The 15,389-nt window shown below is 38.7% G+C and carries 9 protein-coding genes; 7 read left to right on the top strand and 2 right to left on the bottom strand.

What is annotated here, in order from left to right; genetic code table 11:
• The first annotated feature begins 10 nt into the window (after positions 1-10).
• Positions 11-1,033, top strand: coding sequence for a LacI family DNA-binding transcriptional regulator (locus tag ASE92_RS13985; protein ID WP_056850728.1), 1,023 nt, complete (start codon positions 11-13; stop codon positions 1,031-1,033).
• A 107-nt stretch (positions 1,034-1,140) separates the two neighbouring features.
• Here the strand turns inward: ASE92_RS13985 and nagB are convergent, their stop codons facing one another.
• On the bottom strand, positions 1,141-3,066 hold the full coding sequence (nagB, locus tag ASE92_RS13990) for a glucosamine-6-phosphate deaminase (protein WP_056850729.1): 1,926 nt from the start codon (positions 3,064-3,066) through the stop codon (positions 1,141-1,143).
• Positions 3,067-3,205: 139 nt separating this feature from the next.
• Between nagB and ASE92_RS13995 the strand changes: the two genes are divergently transcribed.
• From ASE92_RS13995 to ASE92_RS14005, 3 genes are all read left to right on the top strand, one after another.
• Positions 3,206-4,402 (top strand): anhydro-N-acetylmuramic acid kinase, encoded by a 1,197-nt coding sequence (locus ASE92_RS13995; protein ID WP_056850730.1) that lies wholly within the window; start codon positions 3,206-3,208, stop codon positions 4,400-4,402.
• Positions 4,403-4,489: 87 nt separating this feature from the next.
• Complete coding sequence (locus ASE92_RS14000; protein WP_082455064.1) at positions 4,490-7,570, top strand: SusC/RagA family TonB-linked outer membrane protein; 3,081 nt, start codon at positions 4,490-4,492, stop codon at positions 7,568-7,570.
• Positions 7,571-7,585: 15 nt separating this feature from the next.
• Positions 7,586-8,881, top strand: coding sequence for a RagB/SusD family nutrient uptake outer membrane protein (locus ASE92_RS14005; protein ID WP_200926422.1), 1,296 nt, complete (start codon positions 7,586-7,588; stop codon positions 8,879-8,881).
• Between the two features lie 37 nt (positions 8,882-8,918).
• On the opposite strand, the gene ASE92_RS14010 is transcribed toward ASE92_RS14005, so the two are convergent.
• Positions 8,919-9,665: a DeoR/GlpR family DNA-binding transcription regulator gene (locus ASE92_RS14010; RefSeq protein ID WP_056850732.1), complete on the bottom strand. Its 747-nt coding sequence runs from the start codon at positions 9,663-9,665 to the stop codon at positions 8,919-8,921.
• 238 nt (positions 9,666-9,903) lie between these two features.
• Here ASE92_RS14010 and ASE92_RS14015 point away from each other — a divergent pair, with 238 nt between their 5' ends.
• Genes ASE92_RS14015 through ASE92_RS14025 form a run of 3 tightly spaced genes read left to right on the top strand, consistent with a single transcriptional unit; the run spans position 9,904 to position 15,370 of the window.
• Positions 9,904-12,984 carry a SusC/RagA family TonB-linked outer membrane protein gene (locus ASE92_RS14015; protein WP_056850733.1) on the top strand — a complete coding sequence of 1,027 codons (3,081 nt, stop codon included), beginning with the start codon at positions 9,904-9,906 and terminating at the stop codon, positions 12,982-12,984.
• Positions 12,985-12,995: 11 nt separating this feature from the next.
• Entirely contained in the window at positions 12,996-14,543 is a 1,548-nt protein-coding gene (locus ASE92_RS14020) for a SusD/RagB family nutrient-binding outer membrane lipoprotein (protein WP_056850734.1), read from the top strand.
• A 17-nt stretch (positions 14,544-14,560) separates the two neighbouring features.
• Positions 14,561-15,370, top strand: a complete 810-nt coding sequence (locus ASE92_RS14025; RefSeq protein WP_056850735.1) for a DUF4397 domain-containing protein — start codon at positions 14,561-14,563, stop codon at positions 15,368-15,370.
• Positions 15,371-15,389: the final 19 nt, after the last annotated feature.

A 15,389-nucleotide genomic window follows, 5' to 3' on the forward strand; every position in this document is an offset into this window, starting at 1 on the left:
CTAACCAAAATTGAAGAAAAAAACGACCATATACGATATTGCGAAAGCGCTCAACATTACCGTTTCTACCGTTTCCAGAGCATTGAGTGGTTTCCCCGCAATAAGTGATGCCACTAAAAAAGCTGTTGTAGAAACCGCTAAAAAACTAAATTACAGTCCAAATAAATTAGCCTCTGCACTTAAGTCGGGCAAGACTTACATTATCGGCGTAATCGTTCCAAGTGTTCAGGCCCATTTTTTCGCTTCTATTATTCATTGTATCGAAGATGGGTTGAAAAATAGCGGCTATCGGGTCATCATTTATCAATCAAATGAATCGGTTGAGAATGAAATTAATGGTGTGAGGACGTTGTTGGAAGCACAGGTAGATGGAATTATGGCTTCCATGTCGCTTGAAACACAGGATGTTTCTCATTTTACAGAAATTGTTAAACAAAACAAACCACTTATTCTTTTCGATCGGGTTCACGAAGATTTAGTGGTGCCAACCATTACCCTTGATGATTTTCGAGCGGGGTATATGGCCACGCAACATTTAATTGATCATGGCTATAAAAAGATAGCTTTTGTAACCACCGTGCATCAAATTAAAATTTTTGATGATCGGTTGAAAGGTTATAAAGCTGCTTTAAGAGATAATGGTTTGCCGGTTCTGGATGAACATATAATTTTTGGTGGTTTATCAATCAAAGATGGAAGGTTTGGCGCTGGCAAGTTGATGCGTAGCAAGAATAAGCCTGATGCAATTGTTGCCGGAGACGACTTTACGGCTCTTGGGGTAATTAAAAAACTTAAGGAAATTGATAAAACACCGCCTGAAATTGGAGTGATTGGATTTGCCAATGAAGCTTTTTCTGCTTATATCACCCCGAATTTATCCACCATAGATCAGCACCCTGCGAAAATAGGAAAAGAATGCGCCAAGATGTTTCTGAAAATGGTGGGTCAGCCAAATCCTTACAATAATATCGAACACATTGTACTTGATCCAACCGTTGTTGAACGGCAATCAACTGATAAAGCAGTAGATTAGCCAAGAAACCTCTTCGAAAGTAGCGATGCTCCTGGTTTCGATAATCAATAGCTTGGTAACAAAAAATCCCCACTTTTTGAAGTGAGGATTTGTATTTAAAAATTCTGCTAGTCAACAAACTTCCACCTTACAAAAGCTTCCATCGCTTCGTATTCTGCCAAACCTAATTCATCATAAGCTTTTGCAGTTTCACGATTTCTATCTTCAGCACGTTGCCAAAATTCTCTTGCATCATCGCCAGGAAAAACAGCTTTGTCTTTCTGACTTTGATGTTTAAATATTGCGTTTCTTTTGCGCTCCAATTCCTGAGGAGAAATAGGCACAGCCATTTCAATTTCGTGGGTTTCAAATTCATGCCACGCACCCCGATACATCCATAACCAGCAATCTTGCGCCCAGGCTTCTGTTTTGCGAAGACGTGTTAATGCAGCTAGAATGATATTAAAACATACAATATGTGTTCCATGGGGATCTTCAAAATCGCCCGCTGCAAAAACCTGTTGCGGTTTAACTTGCTGTAAAAGCTCAATTGTTAATTCGATATCAGCATCGGTAACCGGATTTTTCTGGTTTTTCCCACTTTCGTAAAACGGTAGCGCCTGAAAATGAATATGGTCATCTTCCAAACCACAATAACGGGCACCTGCAATCGCTTCACCCTTTCTGATCAAACCTTTAACTGTTTGTATTTCTGGAGTATCAACCTGGTTAGGTTTCTTCTGATCAATAAAGGTTCTCATTTTATTGTACAATTCCTTCAAGTGCGAATTGTCCATCCCCATCTTTTCTGTGAAATCTACATTGAATTCTACAAAACGAAGCGCATCATCATCCCAAACGGCAGTGTTTCCAGAGGTTTGGTAAGCCACATGAACATCGTGCTTCTGATCCACCAAACGAATAAACGTTCCACCCATTGAAATCACATCATCATCCGGATGCGGTGAAAAGATAATTACCCGTTTTTTAGCAGGTTCTGCCCGTTCTGGCCGTTGAGAATCATCAGCATTTGGTTTTCCACCTGGCCAGCCCGTAATGGTGTGCTGTAATTTGTTAAAAATATGGATGTTGATATTATAAACCGGCCCTTTTTCAGTCGCCAGTTGGGCCATACCATTGTTATTGTAATCGTCTTCAGTTAATTTTAAAACTGGTTTCTTCAATGTATTGGCCAGCCAAATTACTGCTTTGCGAATCAAGTCTTCTGTCCAAACGCAATCTTTAACTAACCATGGGGTGTCAAAACGGGTCAATTCTGCTGCCGCCGGAGTATCTAAAATAAATTCAACATGCTCTGAAAGTTGAAGATAAGTAGCTGGAACATCGCCAGAAATTTCACCTTCTACCGCTTTTTTAATAATCGAAGCTTTTTTGCGGCTCCAGGCCATCAAAATAATCTCTCTGGCTTTAAAAATAGTACCAATCCCCATGGTGATGGCTTTGGTTGGTACAAAGGTTTTTCCACCAAAATCTCTGGCTGCATCACGGCGGGTTAAATCATCAAGAGTAACCAAGCGTGTGCCGGAATTTGGTGCCGAACCAGGCTCATTAAAACCGATGTGACCCGTACGACCAATACCCAAAATCTGGATATCAAGGCCACCAAGATCTCCGATTTTTTTCTCGTAATCTAAACAGAATGCAGGAATATCTTCAAGGGGAAGCGTTCCATCAGGGATGTGAACATTGTTTTTATCAATGTCGATATGATCGAAAAGATTTTCGTTCATAAAAGTAACGTAACTCTGTGCGGCATTTGGCTGCATTGGATAGTATTCATCCAAATTGAAAGTAATTACGTTTTTAAAACTTAAACCCTCTTCTTTGTGCAGCCTAACCAATTCGGCATAAACTGCAATTGGGGTAACACCTGTTGCTAAGCCCAGTACTGCAGGTGCGTTGTTTGCTTGTTTTGATTTAATGAGGTTGGCAATTCTGTGCGCCACATTAATGGAAGCAATTTTTGGATTTTCGAACACGCTCACAGGGAGTTTCTCGAAACGTGTCTCCTCCAATAGATTTAATCTAGCCATTTTATTTATGGTTTTTAATGTACGGAGCAGTAAATATAGAGAGTTATGCCCAATTTCTAACAAAGGTTATTTACTTTTATTGCAAGTATTTCCTTAAAATTCGATTGAGGCTATAAACAAACGTTTGATCAAAATTATTATGAACATCCAAATTCAAAATCTTTATCACAAAGCGCAAAAAGACGAACGTTTAATTATCGGGTTAATGAGCGGAACATCAATGGATGGATTAGATATTGCATTATGTGTGGTAAAGGGAAGTGGCGCCGAAACGGATATTAACATACTTGAATTTAAAACCGGAGAATATTCTGACGATTTCAGATCGAAGATTAAAGCCGTTTTTTCTAAAAAGCAAGTGGATTTGGAGTTGGTTTGTTTGATGAATGAATACATTGCCAATACACATGCTGAGTTGATTAATGAGGCTTTGAAACAATGGGGCTATAAAAATGATCAGATTGATTTTATTGCCAGTCATGGTCAAACCATTTTTCATGCGCCAAAATCTCTTCATCAACTTGTAGATTATCCAAATGGAACGCTACAAATTGGAGATGGCGATCACATTGCTGTTAAAACCGGCATTATCACTTTATCAGATTTTCGGCAAAAACATTTAGCCGCTGGCGGTGAAGGTGCGCCGCTAGCAGTTTATGGCGACTATTTAATTTTCTCGAAGAGCGGCGAAGATCGGGTAATGCTCAATATTGGAGGTATTGCTAACTTTACTTATTTACCTGGAAATCTAAATGCATCAGAAATTTTTTCAACTGATGTTGGTCCGGGGAATACCCTGATGGATCAATTTATGCAACATCATTACAATCAATTTTACGATAAAAATGGTGCTGTTGCGAAATCTGGCAGATTAAATGAAGCCTTGTTGAAGGAATTATTAAAATGCGATTTTTTTGCGTTGGATTTTCCTAAAACCACAGGCCCTGAATTGTTTAATCTGGATTACTTACAGGCTGCACAAAATCGATCTTCAACATTGGATATAGCAACTGGAGATGTGATGACCACATTATGCCATTTCTCGGCAGAAACCATTTCGAATGCCGTGAAACGATGCTTCGGCAACGAACCCAATGCACAAATTTTTATGAGCGGTGGGGGGATGCATAATCCACTTTTGGTAGAATTATTAAAAGGGAAGCTTTCTAATTGCAATTTCTTCACCACCGACGACTTAAACATTAACCCCGATGCAAAGGAAGCCGTTTTATTTGCTGTATTAGCCAATGAGACATTATGTGGTTCGCCCATCAATTTCGGCGATAGAAAAGGTGTTCCATCTATTTGCATGGGGAAAATAAGTTTGCCGGAATAAACTTTTTTGCCTCCAAGAAAATTTGCTTTTTCAACAATTTCGTTACATTTGCTCAAACCCTAATCTTAACTACAAAACCAATATTTTATGGAAAAAAGTTACCTAAAATGGTCAACAAGATTTTTTGCAATTTTGATGATCCCATTGCTGCTGCTTTTATTTACAGAAATGGCACAGGCACAAACGAAACGCTATACCATTAGCGGTAAAGTTACCGATGCCGCCAACAACGACCCGATTCCCGGTGTTGTTGTGAAAATCTTAAACACAAATTTAGCAACGAGTACCAACGCCAACGGAGGCTATTCATTTTCTGTTGATTTAGCTGCGGGAATTGCCCAAATTCAATTTTCGTTCGTGGGCTACAAAAGTAAAATCCAACCGGTAAGCCTAGCCACAGGCGATCAGGTTCAGGTAAACGCTACCTTGAGTGCTGATGCAGTTGGATTAGATGAGGTAATTGTTACGGGAACATCGCAAGGAACTACCAGAAAACAATTGGGTAGTTATGTAAGTACCGTTAAAGGAGACGATTTAAACAAAGCACCAAGCGGAAACGCATTGGCCTCGCTTCAAGGTAAAACGCCAGGTGCTCAAATCAGCCAAAACTCAGGCGATCCTGCCGGCGGAATTTCAGTTCGACTAAGAGGAGTGAGTTCTGTAAATTCATCTTCTGAACCATTGTATATTATTGATGGGGTGATTGTGAATAATTCAACAACCAGAGTAACCAATACATCTGGCAATTATGATGGCGGAAACTTTGTTGGAAGCATAGGTCAAAACAGAATGGTGGATATCAGTCCGGCTGATATAGATCGCATTGAGGTGTTGAATGGTGCAGCTGCGGCGGCTATTTATGGATCTAGAGCAAATGCAGGTGTAATTCAGATCTTTACTAAGAGAGGGAAAACTGGAGAGCCACAAGTGAGCTTTAATACCAGTTTAACTATCAGTGAATTACGTAAGCAGATTGATGTAAACCAATCGCCAACAAAATTTGGTGGCCCTACCGATGGACCAACGGCACAAACTCAGGATGTATTATCTCCTGCGTTAATTACGACTACTCCGGTTACCCGTTATAATTATCAGGATTACATATTTAGAACGGGAATTGGAACAGATAATTCAGTTTCAGTTTCTGGTGGTAATGACAATACTAAATTCTACACCTCGGCTGGTTACTTTTCTAATCAGGGTATTATTAAAAATACTGATTTCACCAGAATGAATTTTAGGGCAAACCTTGATCAAACCATTAATAAATGGGCAAAGTTAACTGCTGGATTTAATTATGTTCATAGCGATGCCAACGAAAAACCAGATGGTAATTCGTTCTTTTCTCCAATGAATTCCGTAACCATTCTTGGTAATTTCCATGATATTTTTGCAAGAGATGCTTTGGGCAACCTTAAAGCTGTTGGAGAACGTGGTCGTGTGAATCCTGTTTCAGTAATTGAGGATATCAAACAGCGCCAGTTTACCAACCGTATCATTGCCAACACTGGTTTAAAACTAACTCCGGTTAAAAACCTTACCATCGATTATACCATGGGGGTTGATAATTCAATCCAAAATGGGACCACTTTTATTCCGCCGTTTGCCTATAATGTAAGTACTGGTTTTTATGGTGGCGGACCGACTTTAGACCCATCATTAAATGGTTATGCCAGTGCGGCAAATGCCACCACTACATTGTTTAATAATGAGTTAAATTTTACCTATGATACGAAGATCACAGATTTATTGAGTTCGACCACGCAATTGGGCGGTTCATATCAATACCAAAAGGATCTTTTTAGTTTATTAAATGGTCGTGGTTTAGCGCCATTTGTTCAGGTGGTAAATGGAGCAAGTACCATTTTGCCAAACAGTGATAGCCGCTCAGAGTTTTCTATTAGCGGAGCCTATCTTCAACAAAATTTTAAATACAAAGATCACTTATTTGTAACGGGTGCCATTCGAGTCGATCAATCTACCGTTTTCGGTGAAGAAAATAGAACTCAGTATTATCCAAAGGCAAATGTGAGTTATGTGCTTTCATCTGCAGATTATTGGAAAGATTTAGGTGTTTCATCATGGTGGAATGCTTTTAAATTGAGAGCAGCTTACGGCCAATCGGGTAACTTAACTGGAATTGGTGCTTATGATCGTTTCAACGTTTATTCTCCAAGTGCATTGAATAGTAAAACTTCACTAACTTCTTTAACTACACTGGCAAATACGAATGTAAAACCTGAGCGTCAACAAGAGTTAGAGGTTGGTACAGATATGTCATTCTTTAATAATCGATTGGGATTAACTTTCAGTTATTACGATAAAACCGTTAAGGATTTGTTGCTAGGGGTAGTAATTGCACCTACAACAGGCTATTCGAGTTTGTTGGATAATATTGGAGGCAAACTGAAAAACAAAGGTTTTGAATTGATGTTGACTGGTGTTCCGCTAAAAAGCGACGATTTCTCATGGACTTCTACCGTGATTTTCAACAGAAACAGAAATAAAATCATAGGATCGGGTGCGCAAAGATTAATTTCTACAAATGCTGGTGCACCGGTTTCTATCACGGACGGTTACCCGGTAGGTGTATTTTACGGAACTTATTTTGAGCGCACAAGCGATGGAAGCATTGCAACGAATGCCGCTGGTATTCCTTTAACTGCTGGTCAATCGGCTGGTAATGTTTTGCGTAAAGTAATCGGTGATCCAAACCCGGATTATACCGGATCATTTGTAAATGATTTTAGCTATAGAAAATTAAGCTTACATATTCAGTTGGATGCTGTTCAGGGAGGGGATGTTTGGAATGCAGATTGGAGAACTCGTCAAGGTGTTGGTAATGGAAAGGTAGCCGAAGCAGAACAGATGGGTCAATTGCCTAGGGGCTATGTTGCAGGTGCCTACAATGTGGAAGAATGGCGTATTGATGATGGATCTTTCGTGAAATTAAGAGAAATTTCTTTGAGCTATAACATTGGCCAGGTTAAATTTATTAAAAGCTTAACGGTTAACTTAAGTGGAAGAAACCTGATTTCCTGGGATAACTACAAGGGATACGATCCAGAGTTAAATTCTGGAGGTCAATCTACCATTTTAAGAAATATAGATTTTGGCTCAGTTCCAATTCCACGTACATATTCTTTGGGTTTACAAGCAAGGTTCTAAATAAAAAGACTTATTATGAAAAATTTAAAATCAAAATATATAGGTTATGCATTTCTGCTTACAACCGTTGCTTTTTCTAGCGCTTGTAATAAGGAATACTTAAATCCTAATGCAGCTACGGCTGACGAAGTATTGACCTCAGCAAAGGGCTTGACAGGTGTCACTGTAGGTTTGCAGAAAAACTTTTCGACCACCAGAGCAGGTGTTTTATATGCATCGATCACCCTAAATGGTTTAACAACCAATGAGTTGATTTCGATTAATACTGGTAATACCAATGAGGAGCGTTTAGTTGCCGGAGGTGTACAGGTTGATGGAACCAATACTATTTTGTTAAATGTTTGGGCTGGAGCAAATAAAATTATTTTTGATGCGGACAACGTAATTAACAATGCAGCAAACTTGCCCGATAAAAACTATGCTGCTGGTTTAGTGGCCCACGCCAGTATTTTTAAGGCATTAGCAATTGGAAATTTATCTGAATATTGGGAAAAAATACCAGCTGGCATCGGGCAAAATGTAACATTTATTAGTCGTGTTGATGGCTTTAATAAAGCAATTGCAACTATTGATAATGCATTGGCCGTTATTGCTGCAAATCCTATTAGTACTTCATTTGCTGGAAATATTCCAGCTGGAATTGATATCCCGAATACATTGAATGCTTTGAAAGCCAGGTATGCGCTTTTCGCTGGCAATTATACTTTGGCATTAACGGCAGCTAATGCAGTTGATTTGACGAAGAAATCTGCTTTCAACTACGATGCATTAAACTTGAATCCACTTTTCGAGATTGCAACATCAACGAATAATGTTATTCAGCCAAAAAACATTAATCTTGGTCAAACAGGCGCAAATGTTCCAGATGCTGGTGATGCTAGAATTCCATTTTACACAGTTGTAAATACTACGGTACGTATTAATGGTTTCGGAGCGGGAACCTTTACACAGATTCCGGTTTATTTACCAGGAGAAATTACTTTAATCAAAGCGGAGGCTTATGCCCGTCAGGCTACTCCAAACTTAGCAAGTGCATTAACCGAGCTGAATAAAATCGTAACTAAAACTGCAGCTACAGATCCCTTTGGTGTAGGCGCCAACTTACCTGCGCTAACGGGCACTTATACGCAACAGCAATTATTGGATCTAATTTATAAACACCGAAGTATCGAATTGTTTATGTCGGGCCTAAAGCTAGAAGACATGAGAAGATTTAATCAGCCTCTGGCAGATCGGAAGCGGAATTTTTTCCCTTATCCTTTTCAGGAGCGGGATAATAATCCAAATACTCCGGCCAACCCTACTTTCTAAAAACAAAAAAATGGGTTCCAATCTGGAACCCATTTTTTTATAATATGTTTAAATCTCTAGTTCGATAATCGGCCAAAGCTTCGTTTTCGTGATCTAATTCTGTTATTAAATAGCTGATGCTTTCAATCGGGCAAACCCGTAGCCTCAAAGAGATATCCAGCTTTTCGGATATACACAAAACCGCAGTTTTTTTGGAACAGGCAATCATTGCCTTTTTTAATTGATTAATTTCCCAGTAAGTATCTGTTAGACCATCTTCCGGGTGGATAGCACTGGTACCCATTACACATAAATCCGCTTTGATTTCCGAAAGCTGGGTAATTACTTGTCCGCCGTAGGTGATCTGCGAATTTTTTGAAAACAACCCACCAATCAAAATCACTTCCAGGTTATCGTATTTTGCCAGCTCAACGGCAACCAAGGGACTGATGGTAAAAAATGTTCCGGCAATATTTTGCGGAAGTTGTTTTACCAGTTCTAAAATAGTAGTTCCTCCGCCCGTTAAAACCACCATTCCATCTTTGAAAAGCGAGGTCGCTTTTTTCGCAATGACTATTTTAATGTCTCTGGCATAAACCGTACTATCATCAAAAGAACTGTGGTATGATTTAGACAATGCACCTCCATGAACTTTAAAAAGAAGGTCTTCATCTACCAATTCTTGTAAATCTCTTCTTATGGTATCTTCAGATACATTAAGTAATTGAACCAAATCAGAAGTAAGTACACGATTGTGTAAATTGATTTGGCGCATAATGAAATCATGGCGTTCTTTTTTGAGCATGTTGATGTTTGGTTTGCACTAAATTAAAAATACTTTTTAATTATTTGCGTGTTTATGCGTTTTTGTGCAATTATATATTGTAATAGTTGTAGGAAAATCTTTGTTATTTGTTTTTTTTATTAAAAAACATTTATCATATTTACTTTAAATTAAATAAAATGCGTTATTATGCGTGTTTTGGCAAACAACAAACTAACTACAACTAAACAAATTCTAACTAATCCCTTATTGGCAGTTTATGAAAAAAAAGCTACTATTAATTTTTCTTGGTACGTTTTTGTTGCTGGCTCATGCCTTTGCGCAGCAAATAACCGTTACCGGTAAGGTTACATCATCCGATGGGCCTATACCAGGTGTTTCCATTCGAGTTAAAGGAAGCGCAGTGGTATCTCAAACAAATAATGATGGAAGCTATTCTATCAAGGCATCTAACACGAATGTGTTGGTGTTTTCTTATATTGGCTATAAAACTGTTGAACGTACAGTTGGAGCTAACCCGGTAATCAACGTTTCACTTGCATCTGATGCGGGAAATCTCGATGATGTTGTTGTTACCGCCTATGGTATTGAAAGAACCAACAGGGCTTTAGGTTACGATGCCCAGACGGTAAAAGGTTCTGATATCGCCTCAACACAGCGTGATAACTTTATCAATTCACTTCAGGGTCGGGTAGCTGGTGCAACCATTACTTCAACCAGTGGCACGCCAGGCGCTTCAACATCAATTATCATCCGCGGAGCCGTATCTTTAGATGGCGATAACCAGCCGCTTTTCGTAGTTGATGGCTTACCAATTTCAAACAACACTTTTAGTGAGTATGGTCTAGTTGGACAAGGAACCTTCAACCGTACTAATGATTATGGTAATAGGGGTATGGATATTAATCCTGAGGAAATCGAAACATTAACCATATTGAAAGGTCCGGAAGCAACGGCATTATACGGAACACAAGGGGCGTCTGGTGCGGTTGTAATTACGACTAAAAAGGCAAAAGCAGGCACTGCAAGTGTGAGTTACAATAACTCATTCCGAGCAGAAGTTCCTTATCGCTTTCCGGAAGTTCAAACGGTATACGGTGGAGGAGCCGGTGGTATTTTCGATGAAGAGGTGCGGACTAGAACATATTTCGGAGCAAAATATCCGGAAAGATTTACCAGATACGATAACCTTGATGCCTTTTATAGAACTGGATGGACACAGAAACACAACGCATCTATAGAAGGTGGAACAGAAAAATTGTCTGTTAGATTTGGTTTAAGCTATACTAATCAGGAGGGGCCTATTAAAGGAACTGATTATAATACCGTTAATGCTAAACTGTCTGGTACCTCGAAAATCAGCGATAAAATAAGCATGAACGCTTCTATGAACTTTATATCTTCTAAAACAAACAAGACCTATAAAGGATCTGGAAGCCCGATGTTAAGTGTTTTAACCTGGCCTGTTGTAGATGATATTAATAACTATTATACCGCTACCGGAGATAGAAGAACTATTTCTGGAAGTTTAGGTGGCGAACTTGATAACCCGCTTTGGGCTATGGAAAATAATCCTAACTGGGATAAAGTAAACCGGGTAATTACGAATGTCGGTTTCAGTTATAAACCCTTATCATGGTTGAATTTTCAGGCTACTGCAGGCGCTGATGTTTATGCAATGCAGGGTTTAGGTGCTTATCATCCACAATCATACAACGCTAATGTTGCTGCAACAAGTTATGGTGGCGGTGGTATTAATACTTTCAATGAAAATGTGCGTTTATTTAATGGTTCATTTGTTGCAACAGCAAGAAAAGACTTTGGTAAATTTAAACCGTCATTTGTAGTGGGTTATGACATTTCTGATAATACTGACGAAATTAATTCACAGTTTGGAACTAAATTTTATCAACAAAAATTTTACAGTTTAAATAATACAGATCCAACCACACAAAGGGTAGCCTACCAGAACATTTTAAAGCGTAAAATGGGCGCTTTTGGTCAGGCAACTTTGGGCTATGATGATTTACTTTTCTTAACTTTAACAGGTCGTCAGGATTTTTCATCAACATTACCAATTAATGAATATGCATTTTTCTATCCTGCAACATCATTAAGTTTTGTGTTTTCAGATTTGCCAGCATTTAAAAAAATCAGTTGGTTATCGTCAGGTAAACTAAGAGCTTCATGGGGGCAATCAGGTAAGGATGCTAAAAGAGCTTACATTACAAAAACTTCGCTAATTCCTCAAACCACAACTGGTGGAGGTTTTGCTGTTGATGTTACTTTAGGAAATCCTAACCTAGTTGCAGAATTTACTACTTCATCAGAGGCTGGTATCGATCTAAGTTTCTTCAAAAACAGATTGTCTGCTAACTTCTCGTACTATCACATTGAGAGTAATGGGCAAATTACCGCACCACGTTTAAGTTACGCAACAGGTGCAATCTTGGAATACATCAATAGTGGAAAGGTAATAAACAAAGGTTTTGAATTGGTATTAAAAGGAACTCCAATTCGTAACAAAGATTTCAGCTGGGATATTACAGCAAACGTAACCAGAGCAAGAGGAAAAATCACTTCTCTTCCTGCAGACCAAACCACCTTTTATGTTTCTGATACCTGGCTATTTGATAACGTAAGACGCCAATATGTTGTTGGTTCATCTATTTCGGCTTTGGCAAGTATGGATTATTTGAGAAACAGCAATGGAGATGTACTGATTAGCCCAAGTAATGGTTTGCCAATTAGAAGTACCGAATGGACTCAGATAGGTGATACTGCGCCAGATATAGGTTTGGGCGTTATCAATAGTTTTACTTATAAAAACTTTAATTTATCATTCCTTTTTGATATTCGTAAAGGTGGCGACATTTACAATGCTACCGAACTTTATTTGTATGCACGAGGTATGTCAAAAAGAAGTTTGGACAGAGAAACGCCAAGAATTATTAAAGGAGTATTAAGAGACGGATTGGAAAATACTGCGAATCCTACACAAAATAACATTGTAGTGTTACCATATATTTCAACCTCATATTACTCTACCGCCTACAATACGCTAGATTTTATTGAGAAAGATATTAACTGGGTTCGGTTAAAAGATATTACACTAGCTTATACTTTGCCGAAATCAGTGTTTGCGAAGAGTAATGTATTTAAAAGTGCCAGCGTTTTCTTTACTGGAACTGACTTATTGCTTTTAACCAATTACAAAGGTGTTGATCCATCGGTTAATGGTTTAAGTGCTGCATCTGGTGGTACAGGTGGAACGGGGATCGACTTTGGTTCATTTGGACAGCCAATGGGTTTCAATTTTGGTTTAAGAGTTGGATTTTAATTAATAAAATAATGAAAAAGATATATATAGTTTTAATCGCTTTCGCAGTATCATTTTCTGGATGTAAGAAGTATTTTGATATAAATACCGATCCTGCAACGCCACAAAATCCTGAAAGCAAAACATTAGTGCCGCCTTTGTTTGCACAAATGGAAAGAGGAGTGCAATTTGATGCCAGGTACCTGGGAGGAACGATTCAGTATTTTGGTGGTGCGGTAAACGTTGGCGAATCTCACGGGTGGATTGCTGCAAGTGACGCAATGGGTGAGATTTGGAGAACGTGTTATTATGGTTTAGGTGCGAACTTAGGATTAATTATAGCAGATAGCGAGAAAAAGCAAGAGTGGAATTATGTTGGTCTTGCACAATCTTTAAGAGCATGGGGATGGCAAATTACTACAGATTACAGTGGTGAAATCATAGTGAAACAAGCGTTTGAACCTAATCGTTTTATTTTTGATTATGATTCACAGGCTGATGTATATGCAGAAGTTGCTCGTTTAGCAAATGAATCTATCAAAAACTTCAGCAGAACTGATGGTACTGGCTCAATAGCAAAGTTGGCGTCAGCAGACTTGGTTTATGCAGGCGACGCTTCAAAGTGGATCAAATTTAACTATGGTTTATTGGCTAGAAACGCAAGCAGTACCATTAACAAGGCAAGCTATGATCCCCAAAAAGTAATTGATTACGTTGATAAGGCTCTAGCAAGCAATGCAGATAATTTTATCGTTCCAAACAATGGAACTATTTCTGCTGATGCAAACTTCTTCGGCCCGTTAAGAGCCAACTTAGGTCTTTATCGCCAAACCAGAATTATCGTTGGTTTGCTAGATGGCACCTATTTTACAGGAACGCCTGGAACTGTTATAGATCCAAGAAGAAATACTATGATTACGCCTTCACAGGATGGTGTTTATAGAGGTACAGGTCCTAATGGAGCTGATCCTGGAACGGTAATTAACAAAAATCAAATCGCTAATCCTTGGGGTTCGCTTGGAGGAGCAAACCCAGGTGCAGGTCAAGGAAAATATCTTTTTAAAGATAAAGCCGGTTTCCCTGTAATGACGTATTCTGAAATGCAATTTCTGAAAGCAGAAGCCGCATTTAGATCAGAAGATAAACAAACTGCCTACACAGCATATTTAAATGGCATATCTGCTAGTATCGATTTTGTAAGTGCACTAGGTACTGCGATTACAACTGCAGAGAAAACCGCTTACATGACAAGTGCTTCAGTTAAACAATCGTCGGTAGATTTAACTCTAAAAGACATCATGCTTCAAAAATACCTGGCATTGTATGGTTATGGTTTCGTTGAAACATGGACAGATTTACGGAAATACAATTATATCACCGGAGATTCAAAGGGTAATAATCCATACTTAGGAACATTTGTGTTTCCAACTTCGTTTTCAGCAGATAATGGAGGAAAACCTGCACAAAGAACCCGTCCAAGATATAATTCAGAATATATCTGGAACATCGAAGCTTTGAAAAAAATTGGTGCCGATAGAGTAGACTATCATACTAAACCAATGTGGTTCTCACTTCCTTAACCTTTAAATAAATAGATATGAAAAAATTAATATATATACTAACCGCTTGTATTGGATTGTTTTCTGCATGTTCAAAGGAAGATGATTATGAAAATGTAGAAAATACAGAATATGAAAAACTGGCTCCTGCAGATCCAAAATATTCGTACTTAAAGGTTTTAAACTTAACTCCTGGTAGCCCGGTTTCCAATTATTACATAGATGGCACTAAGTTTTCCGCTTCTTTGTCATCTACCGGAATAGAAAATTCTGGCTATACGTACAATGGTTTATTTCCAGATTTCGGGTATGCTGCAACCACTCCAGGTGCGCATAAACTTACGGCGAAAATCATCCCAACAGCTACAGTGGATGCAAATTTGGAAGTACTAAATACCACAATTAATCCCGAGCCAGGAAAATATTACACGATATATACTACTGGTTTATACTCTGCAACAAACAAAGCATTAGGTACTCCTTTTGTTTTAGAAGATGTAAGACCTGCTTTAGATACTACCAAAATATTTATAAGGTTGGTCAATTTAGCTTCAGGTCTGCCCAATATTGACGTTGTTAGAGGAACTTCGCTAACTGACCCAAAGATCATTACAAATGTTGGCTACGGCCAGGCTTCTAATTGGGTTAGCTTAACTAACCTTGGTCCTGGTTCTTCACCAATTATCCCTTTATGGTATGCCAGTTCTGCAACAGGTGCTCCACTCTTTACGGTGGTTACTAATGCAACCCTAATAAAAGGTAGAGCTTATACATTATATCTTCGGGGAATTTCTGGAACTACCGGAACAACAGCTGTGACACAAACGTTTTATACCACATTCTTTTAACAAAAAGGAAATTTTGTAG

The sequence above is a fragment of the Pedobacter sp. Leaf41 genome (assembly GCF_001422545.1).
Lineage (GTDB): Bacteria > Bacteroidota > Bacteroidia > Sphingobacteriales > Sphingobacteriaceae > Pedobacter.

Coding starts and splice junctions, on each gene's coding strand:
- nagB (WP_056850729.1), bottom strand. CDS start 3,066: ATGGCTAGATTAAATCTATTGGAGGAGACACGTTTCGAGAAACTCCCT.
- ASE92_RS13995 (WP_056850730.1), top strand. CDS start 3,206: ATGAACATCCAAATTCAAAATCTTTATCACAAAGCGCAAAAAGACGAA.
- ASE92_RS14000 (WP_082455064.1), top strand. CDS start 4,490: ATGGAAAAAAGTTACCTAAAATGGTCAACAAGATTTTTTGCAATTTTG.
- ASE92_RS14005 (WP_200926422.1), top strand. CDS start 7,586: ATGAAAAATTTAAAATCAAAATATATAGGTTATGCATTTCTGCTTACA.
- ASE92_RS14010 (WP_056850732.1), bottom strand. CDS start 9,665: ATGCTCAAAAAAGAACGCCATGATTTCATTATGCGCCAAATCAATTTA.
- ASE92_RS14015 (WP_056850733.1), top strand. CDS start 9,904: ATGAAAAAAAAGCTACTATTAATTTTTCTTGGTACGTTTTTGTTGCTG.
- ASE92_RS14020 (WP_056850734.1), top strand. CDS start 12,996: ATGAAAAAGATATATATAGTTTTAATCGCTTTCGCAGTATCATTTTCT.
- ASE92_RS14025 (WP_056850735.1), top strand. CDS start 14,561: ATGAAAAAATTAATATATATACTAACCGCTTGTATTGGATTGTTTTCT.